Annotated in this window: 24 protein-coding genes; 20 read left to right on the forward strand and 4 right to left on the reverse strand. The window is 42.3% G+C overall.

Annotation, left to right across the window (positions count from 1 at the left end; genetic code table 11):
* Window positions 1-136: 136 nt before the first annotated feature.
* From BF9343_RS13315 to BF9343_RS13325, 3 genes are all read left to right on the forward strand, one after another.
* Complete coding sequence (locus BF9343_RS13315) at window positions 137-1,540, forward strand: undecaprenyl-phosphate glucose phosphotransferase (protein ID WP_005788605.1); 1,404 nt, start codon at window positions 137-139, stop codon at window positions 1,538-1,540.
* Window positions 1,541-1,695: 155 nt separating this feature from the next.
* Window positions 1,696-2,484 (forward strand): polysaccharide biosynthesis/export family protein, encoded by a 789-nt coding sequence (locus tag BF9343_RS13320; RefSeq protein WP_010993133.1) that lies wholly within the window; start codon window positions 1,696-1,698, stop codon window positions 2,482-2,484.
* A 13-nt stretch (window positions 2,485-2,497) separates the two neighbouring features.
* Complete coding sequence (locus BF9343_RS13325; RefSeq protein ID WP_010993134.1) at window positions 2,498-4,903, forward strand: GumC family protein; 2,406 nt, start codon at window positions 2,498-2,500, stop codon at window positions 4,901-4,903.
* Window positions 4,904-5,032: 129 nt separating this feature from the next.
* Here the strand turns inward: BF9343_RS13325 and BF9343_RS13330 are convergent, their stop codons facing one another.
* Both BF9343_RS13330 and BF9343_RS13335 read right to left on the reverse strand, forming a co-directional pair.
* Window positions 5,033-5,482, reverse strand: a complete 450-nt coding sequence (locus BF9343_RS13330; protein ID WP_005788614.1) for an N-acetylmuramoyl-L-alanine amidase — start codon at window positions 5,480-5,482, stop codon at window positions 5,033-5,035.
* A 280-nt stretch (window positions 5,483-5,762) separates the two neighbouring features.
* The gene (locus BF9343_RS13335; RefSeq protein WP_005788616.1) at window positions 5,763-6,215 is read right to left on the reverse strand and encodes an HU family DNA-binding protein; all 453 of its coding nucleotides are present in this window, start codon (window positions 6,213-6,215) and stop codon (window positions 5,763-5,765) included.
* Window positions 6,216-6,406: 191 nt separating this feature from the next.
* Here BF9343_RS13335 and BF9343_RS13340 point away from each other — a divergent pair, with 191 nt between their 5' ends.
* Window positions 6,407-6,655 carry a DUF4248 domain-containing protein gene (locus BF9343_RS13340; RefSeq protein ID WP_005798527.1) on the forward strand — a complete coding sequence of 83 codons (249 nt, stop codon included), beginning with the start codon at window positions 6,407-6,409 and terminating at the stop codon, window positions 6,653-6,655.
* 270 nt (window positions 6,656-6,925) lie between these two features.
* Here BF9343_RS13340 and BF9343_RS13345 read toward each other — a convergent pair whose 3' ends face one another.
* Window positions 6,926-9,301 (reverse strand): DUF3987 domain-containing protein, encoded by a 2,376-nt coding sequence (locus BF9343_RS13345; RefSeq protein WP_010993136.1) that lies wholly within the window; start codon window positions 9,299-9,301, stop codon window positions 6,926-6,928.
* Between the two features lie 224 nt (window positions 9,302-9,525).
* Window positions 9,526-9,678 (reverse strand): hypothetical protein, encoded by a 153-nt coding sequence (locus BF9343_RS23750; RefSeq protein ID WP_162837783.1) that lies wholly within the window; start codon window positions 9,676-9,678, stop codon window positions 9,526-9,528.
* Between the two features lie 283 nt (window positions 9,679-9,961).
* Between BF9343_RS23750 and BF9343_RS13355 the strand changes: the two genes are divergently transcribed.
* From BF9343_RS13355 to BF9343_RS13430, 16 genes are all read left to right on the forward strand, one after another.
* On the forward strand, window positions 9,962-10,480 hold the full coding sequence (locus tag BF9343_RS13355) for a UpxY family transcription antiterminator (protein ID WP_005788621.1): 519 nt from the start codon (window positions 9,962-9,964) through the stop codon (window positions 10,478-10,480).
* Between the two features lie 172 nt (window positions 10,481-10,652).
* Window positions 10,653-12,197, forward strand: coding sequence for an MATE family efflux transporter (locus BF9343_RS13360; protein WP_008769770.1), 1,545 nt, complete (start codon window positions 10,653-10,655; stop codon window positions 12,195-12,197).
* Between the two features lies 1 nt (window position 12,198).
* Window positions 12,199-13,236 (forward strand): acyltransferase family protein, encoded by a 1,038-nt coding sequence (locus tag BF9343_RS13365; RefSeq protein ID WP_005815323.1) that lies wholly within the window; start codon window positions 12,199-12,201, stop codon window positions 13,234-13,236.
* A 79-nt stretch (window positions 13,237-13,315) separates the two neighbouring features.
* Window positions 13,316-14,401: a Coenzyme F420 hydrogenase/dehydrogenase, beta subunit C-terminal domain gene (locus tag BF9343_RS13370; protein ID WP_008769768.1), complete on the forward strand. Its 1,086-nt coding sequence runs from the start codon at window positions 13,316-13,318 to the stop codon at window positions 14,399-14,401.
* Between the two features lie 44 nt (window positions 14,402-14,445).
* The gene (locus tag BF9343_RS13375) at window positions 14,446-15,492 is read left to right on the forward strand and encodes a polysaccharide pyruvyl transferase family protein (protein WP_225538780.1); all 1,047 of its coding nucleotides are present in this window, start codon (window positions 14,446-14,448) and stop codon (window positions 15,490-15,492) included.
* 33 nt (window positions 15,493-15,525) lie between these two features.
* A complete protein-coding gene (locus BF9343_RS13380) occupies window positions 15,526-16,608 on the forward strand; it encodes a glycosyltransferase family 2 protein (RefSeq protein WP_005815318.1) in 1,083 nt (360 codons plus the stop codon).
* Window positions 16,609-16,652: 44 nt separating this feature from the next.
* Complete coding sequence (locus tag BF9343_RS13385; RefSeq protein WP_232304429.1) at window positions 16,653-17,603, forward strand: glycosyltransferase family 2 protein; 951 nt, start codon at window positions 16,653-16,655, stop codon at window positions 17,601-17,603.
* Window positions 17,604-17,612: 9 nt separating this feature from the next.
* On the forward strand, window positions 17,613-18,602 hold the full coding sequence (locus tag BF9343_RS13390; protein WP_005815314.1) for a glycosyltransferase family 2 protein: 990 nt from the start codon (window positions 17,613-17,615) through the stop codon (window positions 18,600-18,602).
* Window positions 18,603-18,615: 13 nt separating this feature from the next.
* Window positions 18,616-19,167: a serine acetyltransferase gene (locus BF9343_RS13395; RefSeq protein ID WP_005815310.1), complete on the forward strand. Its 552-nt coding sequence runs from the start codon at window positions 18,616-18,618 to the stop codon at window positions 19,165-19,167.
* A gap of 263 nt (window positions 19,168-19,430) precedes the next feature.
* On the forward strand, window positions 19,431-20,210 hold the full coding sequence (locus tag BF9343_RS13400; protein ID WP_224223147.1) for a glycosyltransferase: 780 nt from the start codon (window positions 19,431-19,433) through the stop codon (window positions 20,208-20,210).
* Between the two features lie 83 nt (window positions 20,211-20,293).
* Complete coding sequence (locus BF9343_RS13405) at window positions 20,294-21,376, forward strand: EpsG family protein (protein WP_008769765.1); 1,083 nt, start codon at window positions 20,294-20,296, stop codon at window positions 21,374-21,376.
* A 41-nt stretch (window positions 21,377-21,417) separates the two neighbouring features.
* Window positions 21,418-22,446 (forward strand): glycosyltransferase, encoded by a 1,029-nt coding sequence (locus BF9343_RS13410; protein WP_005815300.1) that lies wholly within the window; start codon window positions 21,418-21,420, stop codon window positions 22,444-22,446.
* A gap of 4 nt (window positions 22,447-22,450) precedes the next feature.
* Window positions 22,451-23,473, forward strand: a complete 1,023-nt coding sequence (locus tag BF9343_RS13415) for an acyltransferase family protein (RefSeq protein WP_005815298.1) — start codon at window positions 22,451-22,453, stop codon at window positions 23,471-23,473.
* A gap of 12 nt (window positions 23,474-23,485) precedes the next feature.
* The gene (locus BF9343_RS13420) at window positions 23,486-24,049 is read left to right on the forward strand and encodes a serine acetyltransferase (protein WP_005815296.1); all 564 of its coding nucleotides are present in this window, start codon (window positions 23,486-23,488) and stop codon (window positions 24,047-24,049) included.
* Window positions 24,050-24,063: 14 nt separating this feature from the next.
* The gene (locus tag BF9343_RS13425; protein WP_010993139.1) at window positions 24,064-25,095 is read left to right on the forward strand and encodes a glycosyltransferase family 4 protein; all 1,032 of its coding nucleotides are present in this window, start codon (window positions 24,064-24,066) and stop codon (window positions 25,093-25,095) included.
* On the forward strand, window positions 25,082-26,344 hold the full coding sequence (locus BF9343_RS13430; RefSeq protein ID WP_008769763.1) for a Coenzyme F420 hydrogenase/dehydrogenase, beta subunit C-terminal domain: 1,263 nt from the start codon (window positions 25,082-25,084) through the stop codon (window positions 26,342-26,344). The genes BF9343_RS13425 and BF9343_RS13430 overlap by 14 nt, the downstream gene beginning before the upstream one ends.
* Window positions 26,345-26,350 lie beyond the last annotated feature (6 nt).

Raw genomic sequence — 26,350 nt, forward strand, 5'->3', positions numbered from 1 at the left:
TTCTATTACCTAATAAGTAAGGGATCACTTTGTTCTATTACCTAATAAGTAAGGGAACAAATTGCAATGCACACAGCAAGATGGTAGTTATTCAAACATTAACGACAACTATCGCAAACATTTCTAAAAGTACAGTATGAAACAGGTATTGCGGTTCAATAAAGTCATTAAAAGGATTGTATTCACCGGAGATCTCATTCTCTTGAATGGCACCTTTCTGTCCTTGTACACCCTATTGGGGAGCAAATTTTTTGCAGATCCATTCATTCACTCACTTCCCCAAGTACTGGTATTGCTCAACTTATGCTACCTGGTTAGCAACATGTCTTCAGGTATCATATTGCACCGCCGTGTAGTACGTCCCGAGCAAATCGTATGGCGTGCCTTACGCAACAGTGCGGGACACGCCTTGTTTTTTTCCTGCGCGCTCACCTTTGGAAACTTCGGCATCCTTTCCGCCCGCTTTTTCTTACTGTTCTACATTGCGTTCACTCTGCTGTTGGTTTGTTACCGGTTATTGTTCCGCAAGATCCTGAAGTCCTATCGTAAGCATGGAGGCAACTCCCGCAGCATCATTCTGGTGGGAAGCAATAGCAATATAATCGAACTCTACCATCAAATGACGGACGACGTCACTTCCGGATTCCGTGTCATCGGCTACTTTGACGACCAGCCAGGCAGCCGCTTCCCCGAAAAGGTGAACTATCTGGGAAAACCCGGTAAGATTGTGGACCGCCTGAAGCAGGGAGGAGTCGAGCAGGTTTATTGTTGCCTGCCTTCGGCCCGCAGCGAAGAGATTCTCCCCATCATCGACTATTGCGAAAATCACCTGATACGCTTTTTCAGTGTCCCCAACGTGCGCAGCTATCTGAAGCGGCGCATGTACTTCGAGCTCCTGGGCAACGTGCCCGTACTCTGCATCCGCCAGGAGCCGCTCAGTTTTGCCGAAAACCGATTCAGGAAGCGTGTGTTCGACATCGCTTTCTCGCTCTTGTTTCTTTGCACCCTCTTCCCCATTATCTATGTCATTGTCGGGCTGACCATCAAAATCACCTCGCCGGGTCCCATCTTCTTCAAGCAAAAGCGCAGTGGAGAAGACGGACGGGAATTCTGGTGCTACAAGTTCCGCTCCATGAAGGTGAACACGCAGAGCGACACCCTGCAGGCCACCTTGCACGATCCCCGCAAAACGCGCTTCGGCAACTTCCTGCGTAAAAGCAGCATCGACGAACTCCCGCAGTTCATCAACGTACTGATGGGCGACATGTCGGTAGTAGGCCCCCGCCCCCACATGCTGAAACACACGGAACAATACTCACAACTGATCAACAAATACATGGTCCGCCATTTCGTAAAACCGGGTGTCACCGGCTGGGCGCAAGTCACCGGCTTCCGCGGAGAGACTCACGAACTATGGCAAATGGAAGGACGTGTGCAACGCGACATCTGGTACATCGAGCACTGGACCTTCATGCTCGATCTATATATTATATATAAAACCGTAAGAAATGCGCTGGAAGGAGAAAAAGAAGCTTATTAAAATAAAGAAAATGAATAAAAGAGATTACACCACAGAGGAACACAGAGTTTCACAGAGAATTTTTTTTCCCCCATCACACAAAAGATGAAAACCCTGTGAAACTCTGTGTACTCTGTGGTGAGCCACCCCATAGTAATATTCTAAAATTAAGATAAATGACAAAAAGACTACTTTTTTTCACGTTAACCTGTATTTTGCTGGCTTCCTGCCAGTCCTACAAGAAAGTACCCTACTTGCAAGACCCGGGAGAGGCGCAACGTGCCGTTGCAGAGGCCAAGCTCTATGATGCCCGCATCCTGCCGAAGGATCTGCTCACCATCGTTGTATCGTGCAGCGATCCGGAATTGGCAGAACCGTTCAACCTGACCGTATCCACCCCTGTCAGCAATACACAAAAAAGCCTGACCAGCCAACCGGCCCTTCAGCAATATCTGGTCGACAACCGGGGCAACATCGACTTCCCCGTGTTGGGCACCCTCCATATCGGCGGACTGACCAAAGGCGAAGCGGAAAGTCTGATCAGGGAAAAGCTGAAAGGATACATCAAAGAAAACACCATTGTGACGGTTCGCATGGCCAATTATAAAATTTCCGTCATCGGCGAAGTGAACAGTCCGGGCACGTTTACCATCAGCAACGAAAAGGTCAACCTCTTCGAAGCCCTTGCCATGGCAGGCGACATGACCGTGTACGGACTGCGCGACAATGTCCGCCTGATCCGCGAGGACGCCGACGGACACCAGCACATCATCACGCTGAACATGAACCGGGCAGACATCATCCAATCGCCCTACTACTATCTGCAACAGAACGACATCCTCTATGTCACCCCCAATAAGACCAAGGCAAAGACAGCCGACATCAGCGCCAGCACCACCATCTGGTTCTCCGTGGTAGGCACGCTCGTGTCGCTTGCCAGTTTAATTATCACCATCGCCAAATAAAGAAACCCCGACAATGAAAGAAGACTTATACGACGATCTATACGAAGAGAAAGAAGAAAAAATAGACTTCCATGCCCTCCTGTTCCGCTACGTCATCCGGTGGCCCTGGTTTGTAGCCTCGGTCATCATCTGCCTGGCAGGAGCATGGCTACACCTCCGGCAGACCACTCCGGTCTACAACATCTCGGCCTCGGTCATCATCAAGGACGATAAGAAAGGGGGCAACAGTGGCGGAAATCTCGCCGCGCTCGAGGGCCTGGGGCTGGTCAACTCGGTATCGAACATCGACAACGAGATTGAAATACTACGTTCCAAAACGCTGGTCAAGCATGTGATCAGCGAGCTGAACCTCTACACCACCTACTCCGTCAAAGGCAGTTTCAACGAAGTAGAGCTTTATAAAAGTTCGCCGGTACTGGTGGGCCTCACCCCGCAAGAAGCAGACAAGCTGCCGGGGCCGGCCGTATTCGAACTCACCCTGTCGCCCGGCAACCGGCTCGACGTGAAAGCCACCGTCGGGGAAACCTCCTACAACAAAAAATTCTCCAAACTGCCGGGCCTGCTCGTCACTCCGGCCGGAACGTTCACCTTCACCCTTGCCGGCGACTCCGCCGGAGTAAGTGAACCGCAGACACTCACCGCCGTTGTAAGCAACCCCATGCAGACGGCAAAGAGGTATGCGGCGGCGCTCAGCGTAGAGCCTACCTCCAAAACCACCTCCATCGTCATCGTCTCGCTCAAAAACACCAACAAGCGTCGGGGCGAGGACTTCATCAACCGGCTGATCGAAGTCTACAACCGGAACACCAACAACGACAAAAACGAAGTGGCGGAGAAAACGGAAGAGTTCATCGCCGGACGTATCCGCATCATCAACGACGAATTGTTCAGTACCGAGAAGGAGCTGGAAACCTTCAAACGGGATGCCGGACTGACGGACCTTGCCAGCGACGCCCAACTGGCTGTGAGCGAAAATTCCGCCTACGAGAAACAACGGGTCGAGAACGGCACCCAGCTCAACCTCGTACGCTACCTCGCCGAATATATCTCCGCTCCGGACAAGATCAACGCCGTACTGCCCGTCAACGTCGGCCTGACCGACCAGTCACTCTCCTCCCTGATCGGGCAATACAACGAAATGGTGCTTCAGCGCAACCGCCTGCTACGCAACTCCTCGGAAAGCAACCCCGTGATCGTGAACCTGGATAGCGGCATCCGTGCCATGCGCGAAAACATCCTGACCACCATCCACAGCGTTCAGAAAGGATTGCTGATCACCAAGGCCGACCTCGACCGTCAGGCCAGCAAGTTCAACCGCCGCATCAGCAATGCGCCCGCGCAGGAACGCCAGTTCGTCAGCATCTCCCGGCAGCAGGAGATCAAAGCCGGACTCTACCTGATGCTGTTGCAGAAACGGGAAGAAAACTCCATCGCACTGGCCGCCACTGCCAACAACGCCAAGATCGTAGACGAGGCCATGGCGGACAACGGTCCCGTTTCTCCCAAGACCAAAACGATCTATATGATAGCCCTCGTCATGGGGATGGGCATCCCCGTAGCCATCATCTACGTCATGGGGCTGCTCCAGTTCCGGATAGAAGGACGGGCCGATGTGGAAAAGCTGACCTCCGCCCCCATCATCGGAGACATCCCCCTGGCCGAAGAGGGTAACGGGAAAGCGGGAGGCATCGCTGTCCGCGAAAACGAAAACAGCCTGATGGCGGAAACCTTCCGGGGCATCCGCACCAACCTGCAGTTTATGCTGGGCGAAGAGAATAAAGTCATCCTGGTCACCTCTACCATCAGCGGCGAAGGAAAAACATTTGTAGCCACCAACCTCGCCATCAGCCTCTCGCTGCTGGGCAAAAAAGTAGTCATCGTAGGGCTCGACATCCGCAAGCCGGGACTCAACAAGGTCTTCAACCTCTCGCAGAAAGAAAAAGGAATCACCCAGTTCCTGGCCGGCCCGCAGACCACCGACCTGATGTCTATGGTGCAGCCCTCCGGGATATCCCGCACCCTGAGCATCCTCCCCGGCGGAACCGTACCGCCCAACCCGACCGAACTGCTGGCACGCCAGGCATTGGTGGAAGCCATCGATATCCTCAAAAAGCACTTCGACTATATCGTGCTCGACACCGCTCCCATCGGAATGGTGACCGACACACAGATCATCGCACGGGTGGCCGACCTATCGGTTTATGTCTGCCGCGCCGACTATACCCACAAAGCCGACTATACCCTGCTCGAAGATCTCCGCCTGGGCAACAAGCTCCCCAACCTGTGTACCGTAATCAACGGCTTGGACATGAAAAAGCGGAAATACGGCTATTACTATGGATACGGAAAATACGGCCGCTATTACGGATACGGAAAGAAGTACGGTTATGGCTACGGCTACGGACAAAAGCATAATTAGAAAAGTATCTCTATGATTTTATAAAATATAATGAATTAATTATTTGTTACACTTATTCCATGAAAAGCAAACCGCCAAAAGAGTTAATTTAATTAACCCTTTTGACGATTCATAATCAATTCTAAAACATCAATGTAATTTTTTATCTTCAATCACATTAAAACACGGACACTGCTTTATCCATTCCTCGGGCTCGATCTCCCCATTGGCGTTCAGGTCCGGACTCAGATCCCGGTGGCCACACACACGGCTGCCGGGATACTGTTTCAATAACGTTTTCACCAACACCCGCATCGAATGTACCTGCCACTCCGTCCGGGTATCCTTGGGACGGCCCCTCGCATCCAGCCCGCCTTCATAACAGATACCGATACTCGTCGCATTGTGCCCCTTGGCATGCGCCCCGATCTTCTCCACCGGACGGGTAGACACAATCCGCCCGTCCTTCCGGATATAGAAGTGGTATCCCGGCCCGTTGAATCCCCGCCTGCGATGGCAGACATCCAGATCGAACTCCGTAAAACACCGGTCTTCTCTCGTTGCCGAGCAATGAATCACAATCAAATCGATTTTCCTCATACTTCCCCCTTCATTTTTCGACATTCCTCCCACTGAGAAACATCAGGAATGCAATCACCCATTCCAAGATTCTTTGTAACTTCTTCATCGTTGTTTTGCTATATTAAGTTGTTTTACGTTTACACCACAGAGGACACAGAGCAACACAGAGTCTTTATTTTCAAGCTGATATAGAATCTTAATCCCCGGGACTATAGTATAGAGAATTTTAATTTCCGGATTTACAGAAAGGTCGTTGAAATTCCTCCTCTGTGAGACTCTGTGTCACTCTGTGGTCGGGTCATGCTGTCGGGTCATCCACAATATCCCCGTCCCCGCCGCCATCGCCTTTCTGCGCCGCCCGCGTACTCACCTTACTGAAATTGAGCGTCTTCATCGCATCCGCCAGCACAGGCCCCGGACGGAAGTTCACTCTCGCCTTGCTGATATTCGCCGCTTTGAAATCCTCCGCCTTCTCCGCTCCCCTGCTTCGCAGGCCCACCTGGAAGGTGCCGATATTCCCCAGCCTGACAATCTCTCCCCTCGACAGGCCATCCACCATTTCATCCTCCAGCGCCTTCAGCACTGCCACGACATCCGCCGAATGTACCGTACAGGCCTTTTCCACCCGGGTCGAGATCTCGTCCAGCCCCACATCGCCGCTGGCCTGTGCCTGGGCATAATACTTGGCGGGATCATCCTTCTTCAGCATGTTCTTGCGCGCCACTACCGAATACGTAACTTCTTTACTCATAATCGTACTTTCTTTTTAGAGTTAAACATCTGTTTTTCAATCACATTTCAAAGATACGACACCCCCGATGCTCCAATGACAAAGAAAGAGGACCGATGACAAAGTTTGAGGAAAAAAGAATATAAAAACACACTGCATTCCGGATATTTTTCCGTACATTTACAGTATGTAACAATCAGATAATCAAAGCCATGAATCAAAGAAAAGAAGAAGACACAACCGAAGCCGATTTCATCATCCGCTCGTACACCAAAGCCGAACTTGCACAGCTTTACTGCCCGGGACTCGACCCCGTGCTCGCCCTGCAGAAACTCTACCGCTGGATGCGTAAAAACACCGCCCTGACACAGGCACTGTCCGATGTCAATTACAACAAATACCGCCACAGCTTCCTTAAACGGGAAGTCCGGCTGATCGTGTATTACCTGGGAGAACCTTGAATTCACCACAGAGGGGAATTCACCACAGAGGGACACAGAGTCTCACAGAGTTTTTTTTCTAAAAGCATATCCAATGAAAATATAGATTCTCTGTGAGACTCTGTGTCCTCTGTGGTGAAAAACACGAAAAAGACTTAGACGTTTCCCTCGAAACATCCAAGTCTTTTCCTCTAAACTCTTAAGTCTTTTCGGAAAAGGCTTAAGAGTTTTTTCATACAAAGACAGGCACCCTTCCACCCTCTTTTTGGGTCCAAAGGTCCAAGGTCCATTCTATGGGATGCCCGCTCCCCAGCTCCGAGTCGTCTTTCGACACACATCTCCCTCTTTTACAACGAGTTTAAGCTCGACCGTCTTCCTGAAAAGCCGTTTGGCAGTGGTTTTAGGAATCCCCATCTCCACAGCCTTATCCACCACTTGAGTAAAAGTAAAAGTTCCTGAAAGAACCTGCAACACCGGACGCAATCTGAAATAAGGTTTTAAAGGCTTCGGCTTACTCTCGCTTTTCTGCATACAGGTAGACAGCAGCAAACTATGCTCCAGCAACACATCCGTCATCAACATAGCGGTATGGAAATCTTCGTCAGAACATGCATATTCGGGCATCGCCCAAGCACACTCCCCCTTCCGCAGCACCGTAAGCACACAGGCTATCCGGCTCGCCATCAACCCGTGTCGGAGCACGATCGCACCTGGTGAGTCATCCCGCTCGTTCACCACCTCAGACAAGTGAGAAGCAAACCGCAATGTATGTTCCTCCCATTGCCCAGGAGTAAACGTTACCTCCGTAGGAGACTGAAGCAGAAACTGATGTAACTCGAGCAGGCGGGCACTCAGGCGGGCAAAAACCGCACGATGATCTTCGCACCCTGCCCGCGGAGCAGCCGAACGCCACTCCCAGGCACTCTGCCCCGTATATATCAGAAAACGACTGTACAGCCCATTTTCCAATGAAGGAATAAAACGCACCAACTGATTGGGAGTGCCAGCCAGACACAAAGCCAGACGCGGATGACGAGCCACCACCTGGCGCCCGTTCACCTTGAAATCAGCCGATACCACTTCGTGCTGAAAAGCAGCCCGGAATACATCATCGTGCTTTCCGCACTCATTCCGGATAGCACCCGACACCATGTCCAGCTCCGTAGCATTGATGCAGCACCCCAGCTTTCCACTCTCTTCCAAAGCGCTAATGATCAAGCTCTTCGACACATTGGGCGAAAGCATCAACAACTTTCTCAACGGCTCCCGGGGACGCAACGCAAAGTCCGGCGAACGCTTCTCCGCCTGCGCCTTCTTCTGCTCCAGCTCCCATTCGAAAAACGCTTTATCGTACACCAGACGCACCTCATCATTCTGTTTCTCATAAAACTTATGAATCTCGGCAGGCAGCATTCCGGCAAGCCCCACCACTCCCTTTCCACCCCCGGCATGGGCTATCACCATATAGTACAGATGCGGAGAATAATACATTTGGTCGTACAAAAGACGCACCTCGGGCAGGCATGCACTGATATTGACAATCATGGCTGCCAGCAACATGTCCCGCTCACGAGGACTTCCCGCCACCCTTACCCCTTCGGCCAGCAAGGCAGGCAGATGCTCAAACACCTCGTCGGGGAAATAAGGTGCACTCCGCCGAAATCCTTCACTTTTTCCGAACAAGATATCCTCCAAATCCTCTTCTTCCTCCTCCTCGGGCATCCCATAGAATGGACCTTGGACCTTTGGACCCAAATCAGTCGTCATAGCGTCCGCCCTCCTGGCAGAAACATACTGATAACCAGACGATAATGTTTTCTCTATTTCTCCGCTCCCGAAATCAGCCTGCGCGTATTTCTCAACCACTGCTTTTTGCAACAGCCGCATTTCTTCCGGCGAAAAACCTTTATACCGGGCAACACGTCCCAGCTTCAGCACAAACGCATGGCGCCCTCCCGCCACAAACGGATTCCGGGCATCAAAATCATTCAGGAAAACCTGCATAAAGCCATCCCCCGCTTCGGAAGCAACGCCCGCCAGACAAGCCTTGCCCACCGACTGCGCGGAACACTCCCCTTCCGCCTGCAACAGCCCGTCCACCTGCTCCCGCCACGGAAACACCCCGGCACCGGGATTATAGTACGCCTCCGGATCATACGAAGCGTAGCACGCCCGTCCCAGATCGCGGCACGACATATCGCAAGGATGCCCCAGCACCCGCTCCAACTCACGGGCAACGACAGGATAAGCCACCGCATATTGCCCGGCATTCTCGGCATCGATGCGCACAATCAGCTTCAACCCTTCACCCGAGATACTGACAAAAGCCCCCACCACATAAGGCAGCGCCCCGGCCTTCTCCTTCATCCCGGCCAGCATCTCGAGGCAATGATCAAAGTCGAACAGCGCCAGTCCGTTCAGCTCGGTCACCTGGTTCGCCGCATGTCCGCCCCGGCACTTGCCGGCCACTACCACCGCATTCAGAGCCCCTTTCAGCCTTTTGCCCTCCTCGGTCATGCCCGTCCGCATCCACCGCCGGTACGACTCGGCAAGCACCTTCCAGCGTGCTCCCCTGAGGTCATTATGAAACTCTTCCAGCGAAATCTCTTCCGCTTTCTTTTCCCACACATGGAGGAAAAAGGAAATTTTAAACTCTCTCTTTTTCATTGAGTATTAAATTTTAATGTTTTTAATCCCGATCCGCCGCCAAGCGCACAAAGCAAAACCCTTGCTACTGCGCATCCTCTGCAATGAACCATGATGCAAAAGAACAACAAACTTTTTACACTTCCGAATGTTAAAACCGCCGTAAAAGTCTCTTCGGAAAGCCTCCACACCCACCCGCACCCCACTTTCGCCATCCGTTTCCCGGTTCTTTTTAACACCCGGATTTATTTTCTCACCTCCTGTTTCCGCTCCTGATCCTTCACCGTATTGTTCAGGAAGCGGCACAACCGTTTCAACTCCCGCATCTCTTCTCTCGAAAGCGGTTTGGGAAGCTCACGCACCAGGGCAAACACCTGTCCGGACAACTCTTTAAGCAATTCGTTCGGACTCTTAAACTTGTCGTTTTTTTTCCATAATCATTAAAATTAAAAGATATGTTAATTATTAAAACTTACAAAAGTAACACCTAAAGATTAAAAATTCATTATTTTTTCTATTTTCATAAACAATTTGTTGTATTTAGTAAAATTATATCTATCTTTGCAGCAAAATCAAACGTAAGATTCGGTTTACCCCAGCAGGCAACTGTGACAGGTAACCGCGTAGCGTATCCGGGAGCGACCCTCCCTCCCCTTTCTCAAACCATACTCCCAATCAGACATGAAATCCTGGCTTGCCGCCTATGTCCGTCTCTATCACGAAAAGAAAACCCGTGACCGCCTGACGGCAATGGGCATCGAAAGTTTCCTCCCCGTGCAGGAAGAAATCCATCAATGGAGCGACCGCCGCAAAAAGATCGAGCGCGTAGTCATCCCGATGATGATCTTCGTACACGTCGACCCGGCAGAACGTGCCGAAGTGTTGACCCTTTCGTCCGTCAGCCGCTACATGGTGTTGCGCGGACAAAGCACCCCCGCCGTCATCCCCGACGAGCAGATGGAGCGCTTCCGCTTCATGCTCGACTACTCCGAAGAAGCCATCGAAGTGTGCTCCTCCCCCCTCGCCCCCGGCGAACAGGTGCGAGTCATCAAAGGCCCCCTCGCCGGACTGGAAGGCGAGCTGGTGACCATCGACGGCAAAAGCAAGGTGGCGGTAAGGCTGGATATGCTGGGCTGCGCCCATGTGGATATGCCGGTGGGGTTCGTGGAGAGAGTGGGAAAGATGGAGGCGGTGAGATGAACATGTTCCACCCACTGAAATACAATATTGAAATTTTGAATAGATCAGTAGCCTCCTCAATAAAAGCCTTCCCCCTATTAATACAGCTAGGCAACCCCTATTTTATGGGAAAACTATCCCCAATGGAGGCTGCCTAAATTTTACTCAGCTACGTAAAGAGCACTAATATCATATGCCAAGCGATTCTCAAAATAACAAACGCATAGCCCAAAATACACTGTTATTGTATTTTCGAATGCTCTTTTTAATGCTGGTTAGCTTATATACCAGCCGTGTCAACCTAAATGCATTAGGTATAGAGGATTTTGGTATATACAACGTAGTAGGCGGCCTTGTCGCTATGTTCTCCATTATATCGGGCTCTCTGGTGTCATCCATCAGCAGATTTATCACCTTTGAACTTGGAACAGAAAATAAAGAAAAACTAAAAAAAGTATTTTCAACAGCTGTTTCTATACAGTTTTTTCTGGTTATCATCGTGGTTATTCTTGCCGAAACCATTGGACTTTGGTTTCTAAATAACAAAATGGTAATACCCGAAGAACGTATACTTGCCGCCAATATCATTTATCAGTTCTCTATTATATCTTTTGCACTTTCGTTAATGAGTATTCCCTATACCGGAACAATAGTAGCACACGAAAAAATGTCAGCTTTTGCCTATATCAGTATTTTTGATGTCATAGGGAAACTGGCTGTCGCTCTAACCATTTCTATAGCTCCAATAGATAAACTAATTTGGTTCGCAGGCTTCATTGTATTCAATTCTACCATCATACAAAGTATATATATTTTTTATTGTAAACGCCATTTTGAGGAATGTACTTACCATTTCATTTTTGATAAGTCTTTACTCAAAAATATGTTCGGTTTCGCCGGTTGGAATTTTATCGGCTCTATAGCAGCTATTCTCCGTGACCAAGGCGGAAACATTGTCATCAATATGTTTTGTGGACCAGCCGTAAATGCAGCTCGTGGAGTTGCCATGCAAGTCAACAATGCAGTCAGTGGTTTTGTTTCCAACTTTCAGACAGCACTCAATCCACAAATTACAAAAAGTTATGCTTCTGGCAACTATGATTACATGATGCAACTCATCTTTCAAGGTGCACGACTTTCTTATTACATTTTACTTATCCTTGCCTTACCTATCATCAGTAATACCCATTTTATTCTTCAATTATGGTTGGGGCAAGTACCAAAACATACTGTACTATTCGTACAGCTTGTCCTATTCTTCACTATGAGTGAATCTTTAGCCAATCCTCTAATAAACGCTATGCTGGCTACTGGGAAGATCAAAAAATTTCAAATTATAGTCGGTGGACTTAATCTGGTCAATTTACCTTTATCTTATATCTGCCTTCGTTTAGGATGCATTCCAGAATCAGTTGTGATAATAGCTATTATCATATCTATGATATGCGAAATGGCCCGTGTTATTATGTTACGTAATATGATACACTTTCCTGCTCGCTCCTTCCTTAAAAAGGTATATTTCAATGTAATATTTGTCACCATCACAGCCTCTATACTCCCTCTGTACCTACACTTTATACTTGAAGAAAATATTTATACTTTTACTCTCATAAGTGTAGTTTCATTTTCATGTACACTTCTCTCTATTTTATATATTGGTTGCAGTAGTGAAGAGCGTGTCATGGTATTTAGTAAAGTTAAGGTAATAGTGAACAAAGTATCAAAACGCTATAAATAATATGTCCTTAGTCAATAACTTCACAGTTAAAAAAGTTCGTTCTTCCAATCTGGAGTTGTTACGTTTGCTTTCAATGTTTTTCGTTTTGGTAGTACATGCCGATTTTCAGGCTCTTGGTATGCCTGACAGGACAGAAATGACAATTCTTCCTTTATTTTCTGTATTTCGAATTATTATAGAAGCATTTGCTATCGTCTGTGTCAACTCTTTCGTCTTATTATCAGGCTGGTTTGGCATAAACTTCCACATTAAAAGTCTATGTAATCTGCTTTTTCAGTGTGCATTCTTTTTAATTGGTATCTATACTTTTACAATATTGATTGGCATTGAACCATTATCGATAAGTGGTATTAAAAGATGTTTGATGCTCACTAATAATGTTTGGTTTGTGAAGTGTTATTTAGGTATGTTTATTATGGCTCCCATCCTCAATGCCTTCGTTGAAAAAACTGACAAAAGAACATTTAGTACAGTGCTGCTCTCTTTTTTTATCTTCCAGACAATATATGGCTGGTTTTCCAATGGGGCCCCCTATTTTGAAAAAGGATATTCTGCCTTCTCTTTTATGGGGCTGTATCTTTTAGCGCGCTACGTTCGTATCTATCAACCATCTTATACACAGTGGTCAAAAAGCAAGAATCTCCTTATGTACATAAGTTTGTCTACTTTTACAGCCCTAATGCTAATCATTACATGCTACTTTGACAAAGTTGGATATTTTTGTATGTTTTGGACTTATACGAGCCCATTAGTGATAGCAGGTGCACTTTATCTGCTCCTTTTCTTTAATAGGTTCGCTTTTCAAAACAAAGGAATCAATTGGATTGCGGCGTCCTGTTTTGCTGTTTATCTATTCCATTTCTTCATATGGGAATACTTTATGAAACCACACATCCAACAACTAGCAGTTACCTACAATGGTATATCATGCCTGTTGGTAATCACGGGTCTATTATTAACATTCTTTACAGCAGCTATTTTAATAGATAAGATACGTCTCTATATATGGAACCATTTTGTATCTAAATATATCAGTTAACGTGATAACACTTACTTCCAAATACGACTGTTGCGGGTGTACAGCCTGTACCTCCGCTTGTAATAGGGGTGCTATTATCATGCAGGAGGATGAACAAGGATTCCTTTATCCACATATCAACACTACACAATGCATCGATTGTGGCCTTTGTAATAAAGTTTGTCCTGTGTTCCGATACGATGTTATAAGCAATAAAAAAAATGTAAATCCCCATATTCTCGCTCTTCATCATCATAATGAAAAAACTTGGATATCCTCCTCTAGTGGTGGTGTATTTGCCTCCCTTACAGACTATGCCCTTCGGCAAGCCGGTGTAATATTCGGAGCTATATATGATGACAATTTTGTAGTAGTTCATCGCAGAGCAGAAACCCAAGAAGACACACTGAAATTCAGAGGTTCCAAATATGTGCAAAGTAATTTAACTGGTATTTATCAACAAGTTAAGTTTTATCTCCAAGAGCAACGTTTCGTTCTCTTCAGTGGTACTCCTTGCCAAGTGGAAGGGCTCAAAGGATACTTACAGAGATCCTACGACAACCTACTCACAGTAGATATCCTCTGTCATGGAGTACCCTCACCCCGAGTGTTTCATGACTACCTCAATTTTATTCGTCAAAACTCAGATTTTCACTTCACAGGTATTTTTATGAAAGACAAGACTTTTGGTTGGGGATATCAGAATTCTCGCCTTTTCTTTGGCAAGAATGCCAGCCAGTTCAATACAGTACTTTCTCGTCTTTGGAATGACATCTTTTATAGCCATCTCACAACACGTCCTTCATGCCATGCCTGCCGTTTTACCAACTATCTGCGCCCTGGCGATATCACTATAGGTGATTTTTGGGGAATCGAGAAACATCATCCTCAGTTCACTGATAGTAGAGGGATCTCACTTATTATGCTTAATAATACTAAAGCTGAAATCGTATGGAATCATATAAAAGATGACTTCAATTATCTAGAAAGCAACATCAAAGAATGCATACAACCTAATCTAAAGTATCCTGTACCCGAACCAGTCAACAAAGCTACATTCTGGCAGGATTATGCTTCAATGCCTTTCTTTCAAATAATGAACAAATACTATAGGATCACACATCAAGATCTCTTGAAAAATCGCTTTTATATGATTTTACTAACTCTCAAAAAACGGTTTACATGAAAATAGGAATACTTACTTTTCATGATGCTCATAACTATGGTGCCATGCTACAATGCTACGCTCTCCAACAGTTCCTCTTTAAAAAAGGATACAACGTAGAAGTGATTGACTACAGACCGGCATTCTATCAAAAGCAATACCATCGTCACAGTCTATGCCCGTGGATAGGGAAAAATCCAGTACGCACAATGAAAAGTATCTATTATAATTATTATCTTTTCAACAAACGTTGTGCCGCATTCTCTGATTTTCACAATCGCCACCTCTACATGTCTATACCGGCTACTCGTACTAATATACCACAAAGCTATGATGCTTATATTGTAGGCAGCGATCAGATTTGGAATCCCCAACTCACTAATGGCTTTCATGATGTCTATTTCTGCGATTTTTGTTTTCCTAAAGGAAAGAGTCGGTTCATTGCGTATGCCCCCAGTATGGAAATCAGCAGATTATCTACACAAGAAGCAGAATACCTAACTCGTGTTCTTAACTGTTTCGATGCTCTCTCTGTACGTGAATCATCACTTATTCCCATACTACAGCCTCTCGTCAGCCAGCCCATCCAACAAGTACTTGACCCGACACTTTTATTAGATGCGACAGCTTGGAATCCATTAATAGGCAAATGCCCTAAAAATCGTCCTTACGTTGTATTATATCAAGTTCGTGAAAACCCAGCAGTCCGGATGAAAGCTTTCGAAATAGCCCAATCTATTGGAGGCATAGTAGTAGAACTGACAGCACGTATCGACTGTCATTATTCCACTAAGTATCAAACAGCCTCACCTGCAGATTTTGTCACTTACATCCGATATGCAACCTATGTAGTCACCACCTCATTCCATGGAACCGCTTTCTCACTTATTTTCAATCGTCCATTTTACACATTTTCTCTTGGAGATAATTTTGACTCCCGTTCAGCTTCCCTCCTTGAGTCAGTAAATCTCACCGAGCGTTTAGTATGCCCCGACGAACAGTTTGAAATAAGTCTAATTGATTTCAAACAAGCGAATAAAAGACTGAAGCATTTGAGAAAACAGTCATGTGATTTTTTAAGACAGTCATTACACGAAAGACAAGAACAATAAGCATCAATATTTCCAAAAGACATTTTTTTAGTCATGAAAGTTTCCATTATAGTTCCTTGTTACTCAGTTGCATCAAAACTACCCCGATGTGTGCATAATCTATTGGCTCAAACTTTCACAGACTGGGAACTTATTTTAATAGATGATGGGAGTACAGACAACACATGGGATATTTGCAATAGCTTTACAAAGAACAATGCTCATATTCATGCCGTACACAAAGAAAACGGTGGTGTCAGTTCAGCCAGAAATACAGGAATTGAGATAGCTAAGGGAGAGTTCATAACTTTTATCGATTCAGATGACTATGTAAAGCCGGACTACCTTCAGAAATTGGTAGAAGGCCAGGAAGCAGACTTAGTATTATGTGGCTTTCGTAGTTCCACGGGAATAGACTTCACACCAGAACCTCAATACCTCATTGGAGATGACCTTAGTAAAAATATACAAGCCATCGTAGAGAATGACTATTTACTTTATTCCCCTTGGTGCAAACTCTTTCGTCGTGATATTATCCAAAAACACCAACACCGCTTTGATCCCGAAATTCGTTTAGGTGAGGACACTATTTTTTGTTATAAGTACCTGCTCTATTGCTCTTCCATAAAGGTAGTGGCATCAAACAGCTACTTTTATGACGGCGTGTGGGGTGGCTATAAAAAGTATGTACTAACACGACAGGAAGTAGAATATCTAGATAAAGCAGAAATTACGACGCTGCATGATATAAATCAACACTTTAACTGTCGGATAGACCTGACATATCGTGGCTATCATGTAGCCATGCTAAAAGGATTATATGAAAAATTCAGAGATTACGACACCTTCGAGATGTATACCCGCACACACGATGTATTACCACCGGAGCATTTTTTTGCCAACCATAAACTTAGTTATATTTTTTGGGGTATCGTGGAACTGGAAACGCTCTATGTTGACAAAGAATATTGTGCAGGTAAACTCTTCATGCAACGTCTACATCATTTTTTTACTATACCAACCAATCAGTTACTCTCGTATTCCTACAAGATGCGTTTGATACATTACTTGGTAAAAAGCAAACATTACACGATGGCCCATGTGCTCTTAATATTCCTTTCAATCTTAAAGCATTAATCTTTATGAGTTCGCCTAAAATATCTATTATCATACCAGTTTATATGGCAGAATCCTATCTACACCGATGTGTAGATAGTATCATTACCCAGACATTTACTGATTGGGAACTCCTTTTGGTGGATGACGGAAGTCCCGATCATAGCGGTGAGTTATGTGAAAAATATGCTTCCGCCTACAAGTCCCGAATAAAAGCTTTCCACAAACCAAACGGAGGCGTTGCTTCCGCACGTGAATTTGGTATGCAACAGGCGCGAGGCGAATACTCTATTCATGTAGATCCAGATGATTGGATTGACAGTAATACACTAGAAGAACTCTACCAACAAGCTGTTAAAGAACAAGCTGACATGGTCATATGCGACTTTATGATGGAATACCCTAACCGTCAGATACACAATTGTCAAAAGCCACAATTATTAGATTCCAGCAGTTTCATGCACCAACTCCTTCAGCAGGAACGCCATGGCAGTTTATGTAACAAGCTTATACGTACCGAACTTTACCATAAATACCAACTACATTTCCCGGAAAAAATGATATGTTGGGAAGATCTTTATATCTGCTGTTCCATTCTGCTACATGGATGTAAATTAGCTTATGTACCCCACGCATTATATCACTACGACTTTTATACAAACGATAATAGTATGGTACGCCACACTGATATGCGTGGTCTTCAGGCACAGATAGACTTCTGCAGACTTATGCAGGCCAAAATATCACCAGAGTATCTGCCTGAACTCAATGAACTAAAAGGTATAACCCTTATCACGGCCTTTCGTAACCAATTGCTTAATGAACAAGCAATTCGTTCTCTTTTTCCAGAAATCAATGATTGGTATGTAACTAGATATGGACATGATTATGAAAAATCCAACTACTATGGCCTAACATTAGTTCTTCGTGGCTACAATTTCAAAACTGCAAGAAGAAGAATGTTTGTAGCCAAATTCCTAGTACAAATAAAAAATAAAATTACAAGAATGCTATAACCCCCAAAGATGAACAACACCAATCCTTTAGTATCAATCATAGTACCGGTTTATAAAGTAGAACGCTACATACACCGTTCAATAGACAGCTTATTACGTCAGACTTATAATAATTTAGAAATTATCCTTGTGGATGACGGAAGTCCAGATAATTGTCCTTTCATTTGCGATAAATATGCAATGCAAGATAATCGTATCCGTGTCATCCATAAATCCAATGGCGGCCTCTCTGATGCCCGTAATGCTGCACTAAATGTAATGACAGGACAATATGTCACTTTCGTAGATAGCGATGACTATATCGCAGACAACATGATCGAGAAATTCATCGAAACAGTAAAACTGTATCAATGTAATATGGTAGTTGCTGGAATGAATATAATTGATAAAAATAATCAAATTTATGATTATCGCAGAACTCTAACATCTACACTTTCTACAGGCATCGATATAACCCGAAAACTATTAAAAGATGTTTTTCCTTTTAACTTCGTTTGTGCTAAAATCTTTGAATCATCCCTTTTTGAAGAAATTCGTTTTCCTGTAGGTCGCCATTACGAAGACACTGCTACCACATACAAGCTTACGCACAAATGTGAAAGAATCTATTGTATCGCTGATTGCCTCTATTTTTATGAATTGGAACGTGAAGGTAACATTACCTCTGAACTAAATACCTCCAAAGCCATTAAGAGTTACATAGATGGATGTTTAAACAGCCGGGAACAAATCTTTTTTTGTCAAAAGCATAAAGACTTTTCCGATTTACTTCCAGTGCTAACCAAGCGTTTACAATTATGGGCTCTACTTGCAATACAATCTGCTATTAGTTTAGGATATAAAGAATATATGTTTTATTATCATCAGATAAGAATATATATCCGCTCACTCTCTTATACGCAACGAATGACGCACCTTCAAATTGCACTAACATTTCCTATAATTTATTACTCACTCTATCCACTATTGTCGAGATTGAAGAAGATGTATAAGAATTAAGAGAATAACTAATATGAAGAAAATAAAAACAGCATTTGCTCTCCCGCTTTTTTGGCTACTCTTCAAAGTAAGCAAAGATATGCACAAGATTCAAGTTGATGGACAAGCTTGGTGTCAGTGGCAACATAAGAACTTCACATTATGGAACATGTGTAGTTTATTTATAGGTTTCAAGGAGTTTCGCAACCTATTCTATTACCGCATAGGATATCTCCACCATCTGATAGAGTGGATTTTTCCCCGCATGACAAATTTATATATTACCACTCCTCGCTCCGATGTGGATAGCGGACTTATCATACAGCATGGTTTTGCCACTATTATATCAGCTAAACAAATAGGAAAGAATTGCAAAATATATCAGCAAGTTACCATTGGGTATGACCATACTTTGCAGGCTCCTATAATAGGTGACAACGTAGAAATTTGTTGTGGAGCCAAAGTTATAGGTGGTGTCACTATTGGCAATAATGTCATCATCGGAGCCAATGCTGTTGTAATAAAAGACGTACCAAACAACTGTATAGTAGCGGGTGTACCTGCAAAAATTATAAAGAAAATATGATATATCTCATTTGCCAGGACTGGTCAAATACCAGCAATAATCATGCAGGTATAAAATACTTATGCAACCAAATTCAGGAGATGTATCCTGAAAGCTATAAAACCTTCGTTATTCCTGCCTTTTGGAATGACAGGTCAAAATCCCCCATTCGAATCATAGCAAGTTTACAATATCACTTTGCTCGATACAAGCACAGACTATACACGAAAAAGTTGTACAATCACATAATATCAAAGCTACGAAAAGGAGATAAAATAATTCTTATGGAATACATGGAGAAATTTTTTCCCATGCTCCATTTTGCACAAAAAGTGAAAAGATATAAATTCAACATACCTCTCTACGCAATGGTTCACCTTGTTCCAAGCCGGTTGGAAAAAGGATTCTCAGACAAGAAAACATTTGATGAATGGACAATCTGCATCGATAAATTTCTTACCCTTGGCCATTCATTAACCCAATTCCTTATTACCAAAGGGCTACCTGAAGATAAAGTTGTTACCACCTTTCATTATGTGGATGAATATTACCATAATAAAAGACCTGTACGTTTGCATAAGAATATCCGTGTAATAGCCATGGGTAATCAGATGAGAAACCTCAAACTACTAAAAACAATCGTTGATAATAACCCTAATGTCAATTTTACCATTTGCCAAGGGGTAAATGATTTGTCATCCTATTTCCTGAAAAATACAAATGTCGAACTCATCCCATTTGTTGAGGAATCCGAGTTACGACAGCACATGGCTAATGCCGATATATCGCTAAATGTCATGGAAGATACCGTAGGTAGTAATGTAATTGTCACATCATTAGCTATGGGATTAGCTATGATTTGTAGCAATGTTGGTTCCATCAAAGACTATTGTGATGATAGTAACACTATATTTTGTAATAACTCTAATGTAGAAGACTTCTCTCAGGCTATAACCGCATTACAAACAGATAGAATACGATTGAATACAATGCAACAATCGGCAGCCAATATGGGATTACAATTTACTATTGAGAAGTTTGTGAGACAAATAAGCGCATTATAATGAATTTGGACCTTGACTTCATATTACTAAATTTACTGTTATTATATACATTCTGGAAAGCCGGTAGAAATATCTCGCAAAGCATGGATTACTGGCATAATGCCGGATTGTGCGTAATCCTATTCTCTATTGTACAAGGCTGCCGATTTGCCAGAGGAAATGATTACTTTGCGTACTCCAGAATTTTCCGTGAAGGTAGCCTGCATGTCGAAAATCCATTTTTCTCAGTCATTAATGAATTACTCAGAATAGTTGGTATTAATGAGTATAGTTGTTTTATGGTGTATGCGTTCACATTTGCATTGTGCGCCATGATTTTTATGAAAGACTATCGCACGTATGCCAGATATATGTTCCCACTATTCTTGATAGGCTTCATGAACTTCGAAGAAAGCATGATACGCCAGGCATTCAGCTACTCTTTTTTCTTCCTATATTTGAAATATCTCTTTAAGTTGAAATTTAACAAGCCAAAGGATATATTGCATAACCATAAAAAATTAATATACTGCATAATATTTGCCATACTAACATTAGCCATACACACTGGCAATATTATAAGCTTATTTGTAATCACCACCCTCTATATATTTTGGCGTAAACCTTTCCAGCCACAGTTTGCCATACCGATATATGTTGCGTGTGTCTACATATTACCACATATATTTAATTTCAATTGGCTGGAACCCATTTTAAGCTTTGCAGCAGACACAAACGAACGTGCAGCAGAATATGTGAAGAATGCTGACTATTGGTTTTCAGAAAAGGGTGAGAACGATCAGTATGATAAAAATTTTATCGTGGAAATTATTCAAGTGATAGGCTCTTCTGCATTGATGTATTTCGGATATAGACTAATCATAGAAAAGTTACCCAAACATTATGCTCTGATAACAATGCTTAATACCTTTATTATTGGTTTGTGTATAGAGTCTATATTCGTAAAACTAGAAATTTTGCATCGTATAGGACAAACTCTAGATATTGTAGGTTACTTTGCTTTAGCAATAGTAGTATCCTATAAAACAATTAAACTAAAACCTATCCAAAAAGTAGCCTATGTCTGTCTCCTTTGGTTTGTTTATTACTACGTAAAATACTTATTCTTCAGTGGGCGTACTATGTTCATCTGGGATACCCATTATCCTTTTTTCAAATTTATATAAGTCACTGAAAATACCACGTACCCCCAAAAATAACATAATCTATGATACCTAAAGTTTCAGTTATAGTACCAATATATAATGTAGAAAAATATCTAGACCAATGTGTACAGGCACTTCTTGCACAAACACTATCAGATATAGAAATTATTCTAATTGATGATGAGTCTCCTGACAATTGTCCAAAGATATGTGATGATTATGCCGCTCAATACCCTAACATAAAGGTTATTCATAAAAAAAATGCAGGGCTGGGTATGGCTTGTAACAGTGGCTTAGATGTAGCTACGGGAGAGTATGTGGCATTTTGCGACTCTGATGATTATGTAGATTCTGACATGTATATGACCATGTATAATGTAGCCCAAAAATATACCTGTGATGCTGTTTTTACAGGCTTAAAACGAATAACAATGGCTGGCATCCCTACAGGAACAGTGACTCATCAAAAAGAATTTAAACTATACAAAAATAAAAATGAAATTCATACGCTTCTAAAAGATTTAATAGCTTCAGATCCTTATGCACGCGAGGAGCGCGCTATTCAAGTATCCGCTAAGGTAGTCCTCTACCGTCGTAATTTGATAGAAAAAAAACATCTACGATTCGTATCAGAACGTATATTACCTTCCGAAGACTTGATATTCAATGTAGATGTATTGGCTAATAGTAATATTGTATGTGTACTACCACAAACCTTCTATAACTATCGGACAAATCCGATCTCAATTTCGCACACAATAAAAAAAGATAAATTCAGCCTTTTTAAACAATTATATATAGAGATAACCGACCGTTGCCATCGATTAGGAGTGGAAGACAATGTACAACTACGGATACAAAGAATGTTCCTCGGTTACACACGCAACTATATATGCAACATACTCAATTCTAGCATAACAAACATTGAGAAGAAACAAATTACTTCTTCAATATGTAAAGACGGTATTTGGAAACCCATTTGGAAAACATATCCTCTGTCAGTAATGCCTTTACCACATAGAATATTTACATTCGCTATGCGTCATAATTTCTATTCATTACTGTTAGTATTAGCAAAAATCAAGAAATAATCATATGTACAAGGCTCCCCCAAGAGACATCAGCATTGACATTCTAAAATGTATCGCAGCTATTATGATAACCAACTCACATATGGATATTCTATATGGAGACTATTCCTATCTAGCCACTGGTGGGGCGATAGGTGATGCACTGTTCTTTTTTTGCTCTGGTTACACCTTATTTTTAGGTCGGGATATGGATTTCTTTAACTGGTATAAACGAAGAATAAACCGTATCTATCCGACAGTGTTTACATGGGCGCTAATTGCAGCGGTATTTTTCGATCAGCGTTATGATATGCCAGAAATACTAATCAAAGGCGGTGGTTGGTTTGTAAGCTGCATCATGATTTATTATGTAGTACTGTGGTTTATACGTAAATTTCTTAAGAAACATCTTAAATGGGTGTTTTTCATGGCAGCAACTATAACGCTTCTGTGGTACTTTGTACTAGGCTTTGGTGAAAAAAGCGGTAATAATATGTATGGATGGAATTACTTTAAATGGTGCTATTATTTCTTATTTATGCTTTTAGGATCTATGATGGGATTAAAAAGAAACCTGAATAAAAAAACATATCCGTTTTTCGAAGGATTATATGACAAACACATCCATATTATCCCAATCTTTCTAAAACTATTGATATGTATAGTTCTATTTTTTGGATTATGTTGGTTTAAGTGCCAAACAGGTATAGGATGGGAACTATTGCAAATATCATCACTAATTCCTCTATTGGGCACTACATATTATTTTTGGAGATTGTCCAACACAAAATTATTAACCCAAGCATATCATCATCATCTGACAGGTCCTATCATTCGTTTCATCAGTGGGCTCTGCTTGGAGATATATTTAGTACAATACAACTTGTTCACTGACAAACTTAATAATATTTTCCCATTAAATCTATTAGTAATATTTTCCACTATTCTTGTTACAGCTTACCTTCTCCGCTGTCTTTCCCGAATATGGAGTCAGACTTTTAAAGATGGGGATTATGACTGGCGGGCTGTAACCAAACTTTACAGTTAACATAAGAATATTATGATACAATCAAAAAAAGACTTAAAATATTATTTATCCGAGGACCTGAAGCGTTTCAATAATCATAAGCCTAATATAAAAGACTGGTTATTACACAATGAAATATGGTATATCTTCCACTATATTCGTCATTTGCGTTATGTGGAATATTATAAAAACACCAACAAAAATAAAATTCTATTTTTCTACCATTTTTTCCGTTATAAACGACTAGGTTTCAAACTAAAAATAACTATTTATCCTAATACTATTGGAGCAGGTTTAAGGATCTATCATGTGGGAGATTTTATTCATATTGGGGCACAGTGTCATATAGGACATAATTGCACACTACTTCCTGGAGTAGTATTTGGTAACAAGTATGAGAAAGCAACTGACACACAAATAATTGCAGGCAACAATTGCTACTTTGGACTCGGAGCCAAAATTTTCGGTTCCATTATAATAGGAAACAACGTTACCATAGGAGCAAATGCAGTGGTCACAAAGGATATTCCAGATAACGCCATAGTTGGTGGGATACCAGCAAAAGTATTAAGATTCAAAGAAATAAATATACTATAAAACCATTATTATCTATGCCTAAAGTTTTAGTAGTGGCCACCTCTCGTAAAACCAAAGGAGGAATCACTTCTGTAGTAAAAGCACATGAAACAGGAGAACAATGGAAAAAGTTTCATTGTAAATGGATTGAAACACATCGGGATGGAAATAGCGTAAGAAAATTATGGTATTTAGCTACAGCCTTAATAGAATATATTTGTCTTCTACCTTTCTATGATATTGTACATATACATGTAGGATTAAGAACATCAGTCAATAGAAAACTTATATTTGCACGGATTGCTCTTCTGTTTAGAAAGAAAATTATTGTTCACTTTCATCCAGCAACGGAAAAGCATCTATTCGATCCTATGTTTAGTGGCAATATAAAGTATTTATTCGAACTATCTAATAAACTTCTTGTACTATCTCCCAAATGGATAGAATGGATAAACGAAGCATACCGAGGGAATAAATATAATATACAAGTGCTTTATAATCCATGCCCGAGTGTGAAACGAAGCATTCAAAGAGAAAATTATATTCTATATGCAGGGATTCTATCAGACAGAAAAGGCTACAACCGACTTATTGAAGCATTCAGTAAAATTGCTGCAAAATATCCAGATTGGAAAATAAAATTCGCAGGAAATGGAGAAATTGAAAAAGGTAAATCCTTGGCTGTTAAATTTGGTATAGAACAACAAACTGAATTCCTGGGTTGGATAGCCGGCAATACAAAAGAGAGTATATTTCAACATGCTTCCATTTATTGTTTGCCCAGTTGGGGAGAAGGATTTCCCATGGGAGTAATAGATGCAATTGCTTATGGAATTCCTGTCATTACAACTCCTGTAGGAGGATTAGAAAAAGTTTTTCACGACGGTATTGATGCTATGATTTATGAAACTTACGATTTAAAGATGTTGGCTGACAAATTAGAACAATTAATAAAATCGGAGACTTATAGGAATAGTATAGTAAACGAAGCAGATAAATTGGTATGTAGCGACTTTAATATCATCACTATTTGCAATAAAATTGAAAAAATATATGAGAACATGTAGTCCTCGCCTAGCAAAAGAAAAATACTGCACCGGATGTATGGCTTGCAGTGATGCATGTACACATGATGCTATCAAGATTGTGGAAAAGAACTGTATGCCATTTGTGAAAGTAGATACCCATAAATGCATGAATTGTCATTTGTGTGAAAAAGCATGTCCGATAATAACTCCTGTAAAAAAGAACAGAGCTGAAGAAATGAATGTATATGGAGGTTGGGCCAATGATGAACAGACCCGCATTGATGCAGCCTCCGGAGGTGGTTTTTCTGGTTTAGCACAAAGCTTTTTCCACCTGCATAAAGAAGATAAAGTTGCCGTCATTGGAGCTACACTCGCAAACAATAGAGTATATCATCAATTAATAGAGCAGGAAAAGGATATTGTGTTATTAACTAATAGCAAATATATACAAAGCGATACTCAAGGAATATATAAAGAAGTTATAGAGAGACTAAAAACCGGATATTGGATATTATTTTCAGGGTGTCCATGTCAAATAGCAGGATTATATGGCTTTTTAGGTAAAAAGAGGGATAGTGAACGGCTTATAACAATTGAGGTTGTATGTCACGGTATTGCCAGTTATGAAGCTCTTGATCTTCATTTAAAATACTATAACTCCTCACGTATATATCGTTTTCGAGATAAACGACACGGCACACAAGATTGGAAACAGTCGCAATGTACTACTATTGAACAGAATGGAGAAGAAATAAAATTGAAACGGAAGGATGACATGTTTTACGCTATTTATGCAGGATGGATGCTCGACCGAAAGAGTTGTAGCAATTGCCAGTTTGCGGAAATAAATAGGGTAGCGGATATTACAATAGCAGATTTTTGGGGATTACAGGTACCAGACTATTATAAACAGGGTGTATCACTTATCATAGCCAACAATAACAAAGCAGATACCATGATAAAAGCAGCGGATGCGATTTATACTTTCAAAGAATCACTACGTACAGCAATTAATGGAAATCCGCATTTATTTACAGGGTACAAACTAATTCAATTCCATCCAATAGTGATGTGGCCTGACTTCTTCCGAAAGATTCTTCCTAAACGAATACGGTTCAAGATATTAACCAACAGAATGCCATACAAACTATTTTGGGCACTCTATAAATTGGGAACAATATATCTGGTTAAGTACCAAAAGAAACAATTAATCAGTAAATTTCAGAAAGATGATAACCTACTTAAATTGTTAAATAATGCAAATAGGGGGGGGGGTAAAATGGCCTAAGCCCAA

Source organism: Bacteroides fragilis NCTC 9343 (genome assembly GCF_000025985.1).
GTDB classification, from domain to species: Bacteria; Bacteroidota; Bacteroidia; order Bacteroidales; family Bacteroidaceae; genus Bacteroides; species Bacteroides fragilis.

Bases quoted from the DNA above. Each gene is read 5' to 3' on its own strand.
- BF9343_RS13315 (WP_005788605.1), top strand. From the start codon at position 137: ATGAAACAGGTATTGCGGTTCAATAAAGTCATTAAAAGGATTGTATTC.
- BF9343_RS13320 (WP_010993133.1), top strand. From the start codon at position 1,696: ATGACAAAAAGACTACTTTTTTTCACGTTAACCTGTATTTTGCTGGCT.
- BF9343_RS13325 (WP_010993134.1), top strand. From the start codon at position 2,498: ATGAAAGAAGACTTATACGACGATCTATACGAAGAGAAAGAAGAAAAA.
- BF9343_RS13330 (WP_005788614.1), bottom strand. From the start codon at position 5,482: ATGAGGAAAATCGATTTGATTGTGATTCATTGCTCGGCAACGAGAGAA.
- BF9343_RS13335 (WP_005788616.1), bottom strand. From the start codon at position 6,215: ATGAGTAAAGAAGTTACGTATTCGGTAGTGGCGCGCAAGAACATGCTG.
- BF9343_RS13340 (WP_005798527.1), top strand. From the start codon at position 6,407: ATGAATCAAAGAAAAGAAGAAGACACAACCGAAGCCGATTTCATCATC.
- BF9343_RS13345 (WP_010993136.1), bottom strand. From the start codon at position 9,301: ATGAAAAAGAGAGAGTTTAAAATTTCCTTTTTCCTCCATGTGTGGGAA.
- BF9343_RS13355 (WP_005788621.1), top strand. From the start codon at position 9,962: ATGAAATCCTGGCTTGCCGCCTATGTCCGTCTCTATCACGAAAAGAAA.
- BF9343_RS13360 (WP_008769770.1), top strand. From the start codon at position 10,653: ATGCCAAGCGATTCTCAAAATAACAAACGCATAGCCCAAAATACACTG.
- BF9343_RS13365 (WP_005815323.1), top strand. From the start codon at position 12,199: ATGTCCTTAGTCAATAACTTCACAGTTAAAAAAGTTCGTTCTTCCAAT.
- BF9343_RS13370 (WP_008769768.1), top strand. From the start codon at position 13,316: ATGCAGGAGGATGAACAAGGATTCCTTTATCCACATATCAACACTACA.
- BF9343_RS13375 (WP_225538780.1), top strand. From the start codon at position 14,446: ATGCTACAATGCTACGCTCTCCAACAGTTCCTCTTTAAAAAAGGATAC.
- BF9343_RS13380 (WP_005815318.1), top strand. From the start codon at position 15,526: ATGAAAGTTTCCATTATAGTTCCTTGTTACTCAGTTGCATCAAAACTA.
- BF9343_RS13385 (WP_232304429.1), top strand. From the start codon at position 16,653: ATGGCAGAATCCTATCTACACCGATGTGTAGATAGTATCATTACCCAG.
- BF9343_RS13390 (WP_005815314.1), top strand. From the start codon at position 17,613: ATGAACAACACCAATCCTTTAGTATCAATCATAGTACCGGTTTATAAA.
- BF9343_RS13395 (WP_005815310.1), top strand. From the start codon at position 18,616: ATGAAGAAAATAAAAACAGCATTTGCTCTCCCGCTTTTTTGGCTACTC.
- BF9343_RS13400 (WP_224223147.1), top strand. From the start codon at position 19,431: ATGGAATACATGGAGAAATTTTTTCCCATGCTCCATTTTGCACAAAAA.
- BF9343_RS13405 (WP_008769765.1), top strand. From the start codon at position 20,294: ATGGATTACTGGCATAATGCCGGATTGTGCGTAATCCTATTCTCTATT.
- BF9343_RS13410 (WP_005815300.1), top strand. From the start codon at position 21,418: ATGATACCTAAAGTTTCAGTTATAGTACCAATATATAATGTAGAAAAA.
- BF9343_RS13415 (WP_005815298.1), top strand. From the start codon at position 22,451: ATGTACAAGGCTCCCCCAAGAGACATCAGCATTGACATTCTAAAATGT.
- BF9343_RS13420 (WP_005815296.1), top strand. From the start codon at position 23,486: ATGATACAATCAAAAAAAGACTTAAAATATTATTTATCCGAGGACCTG.
- BF9343_RS13425 (WP_010993139.1), top strand. From the start codon at position 24,064: ATGCCTAAAGTTTTAGTAGTGGCCACCTCTCGTAAAACCAAAGGAGGA.
- BF9343_RS13430 (WP_008769763.1), top strand. From the start codon at position 25,082: ATGAGAACATGTAGTCCTCGCCTAGCAAAAGAAAAATACTGCACCGGA.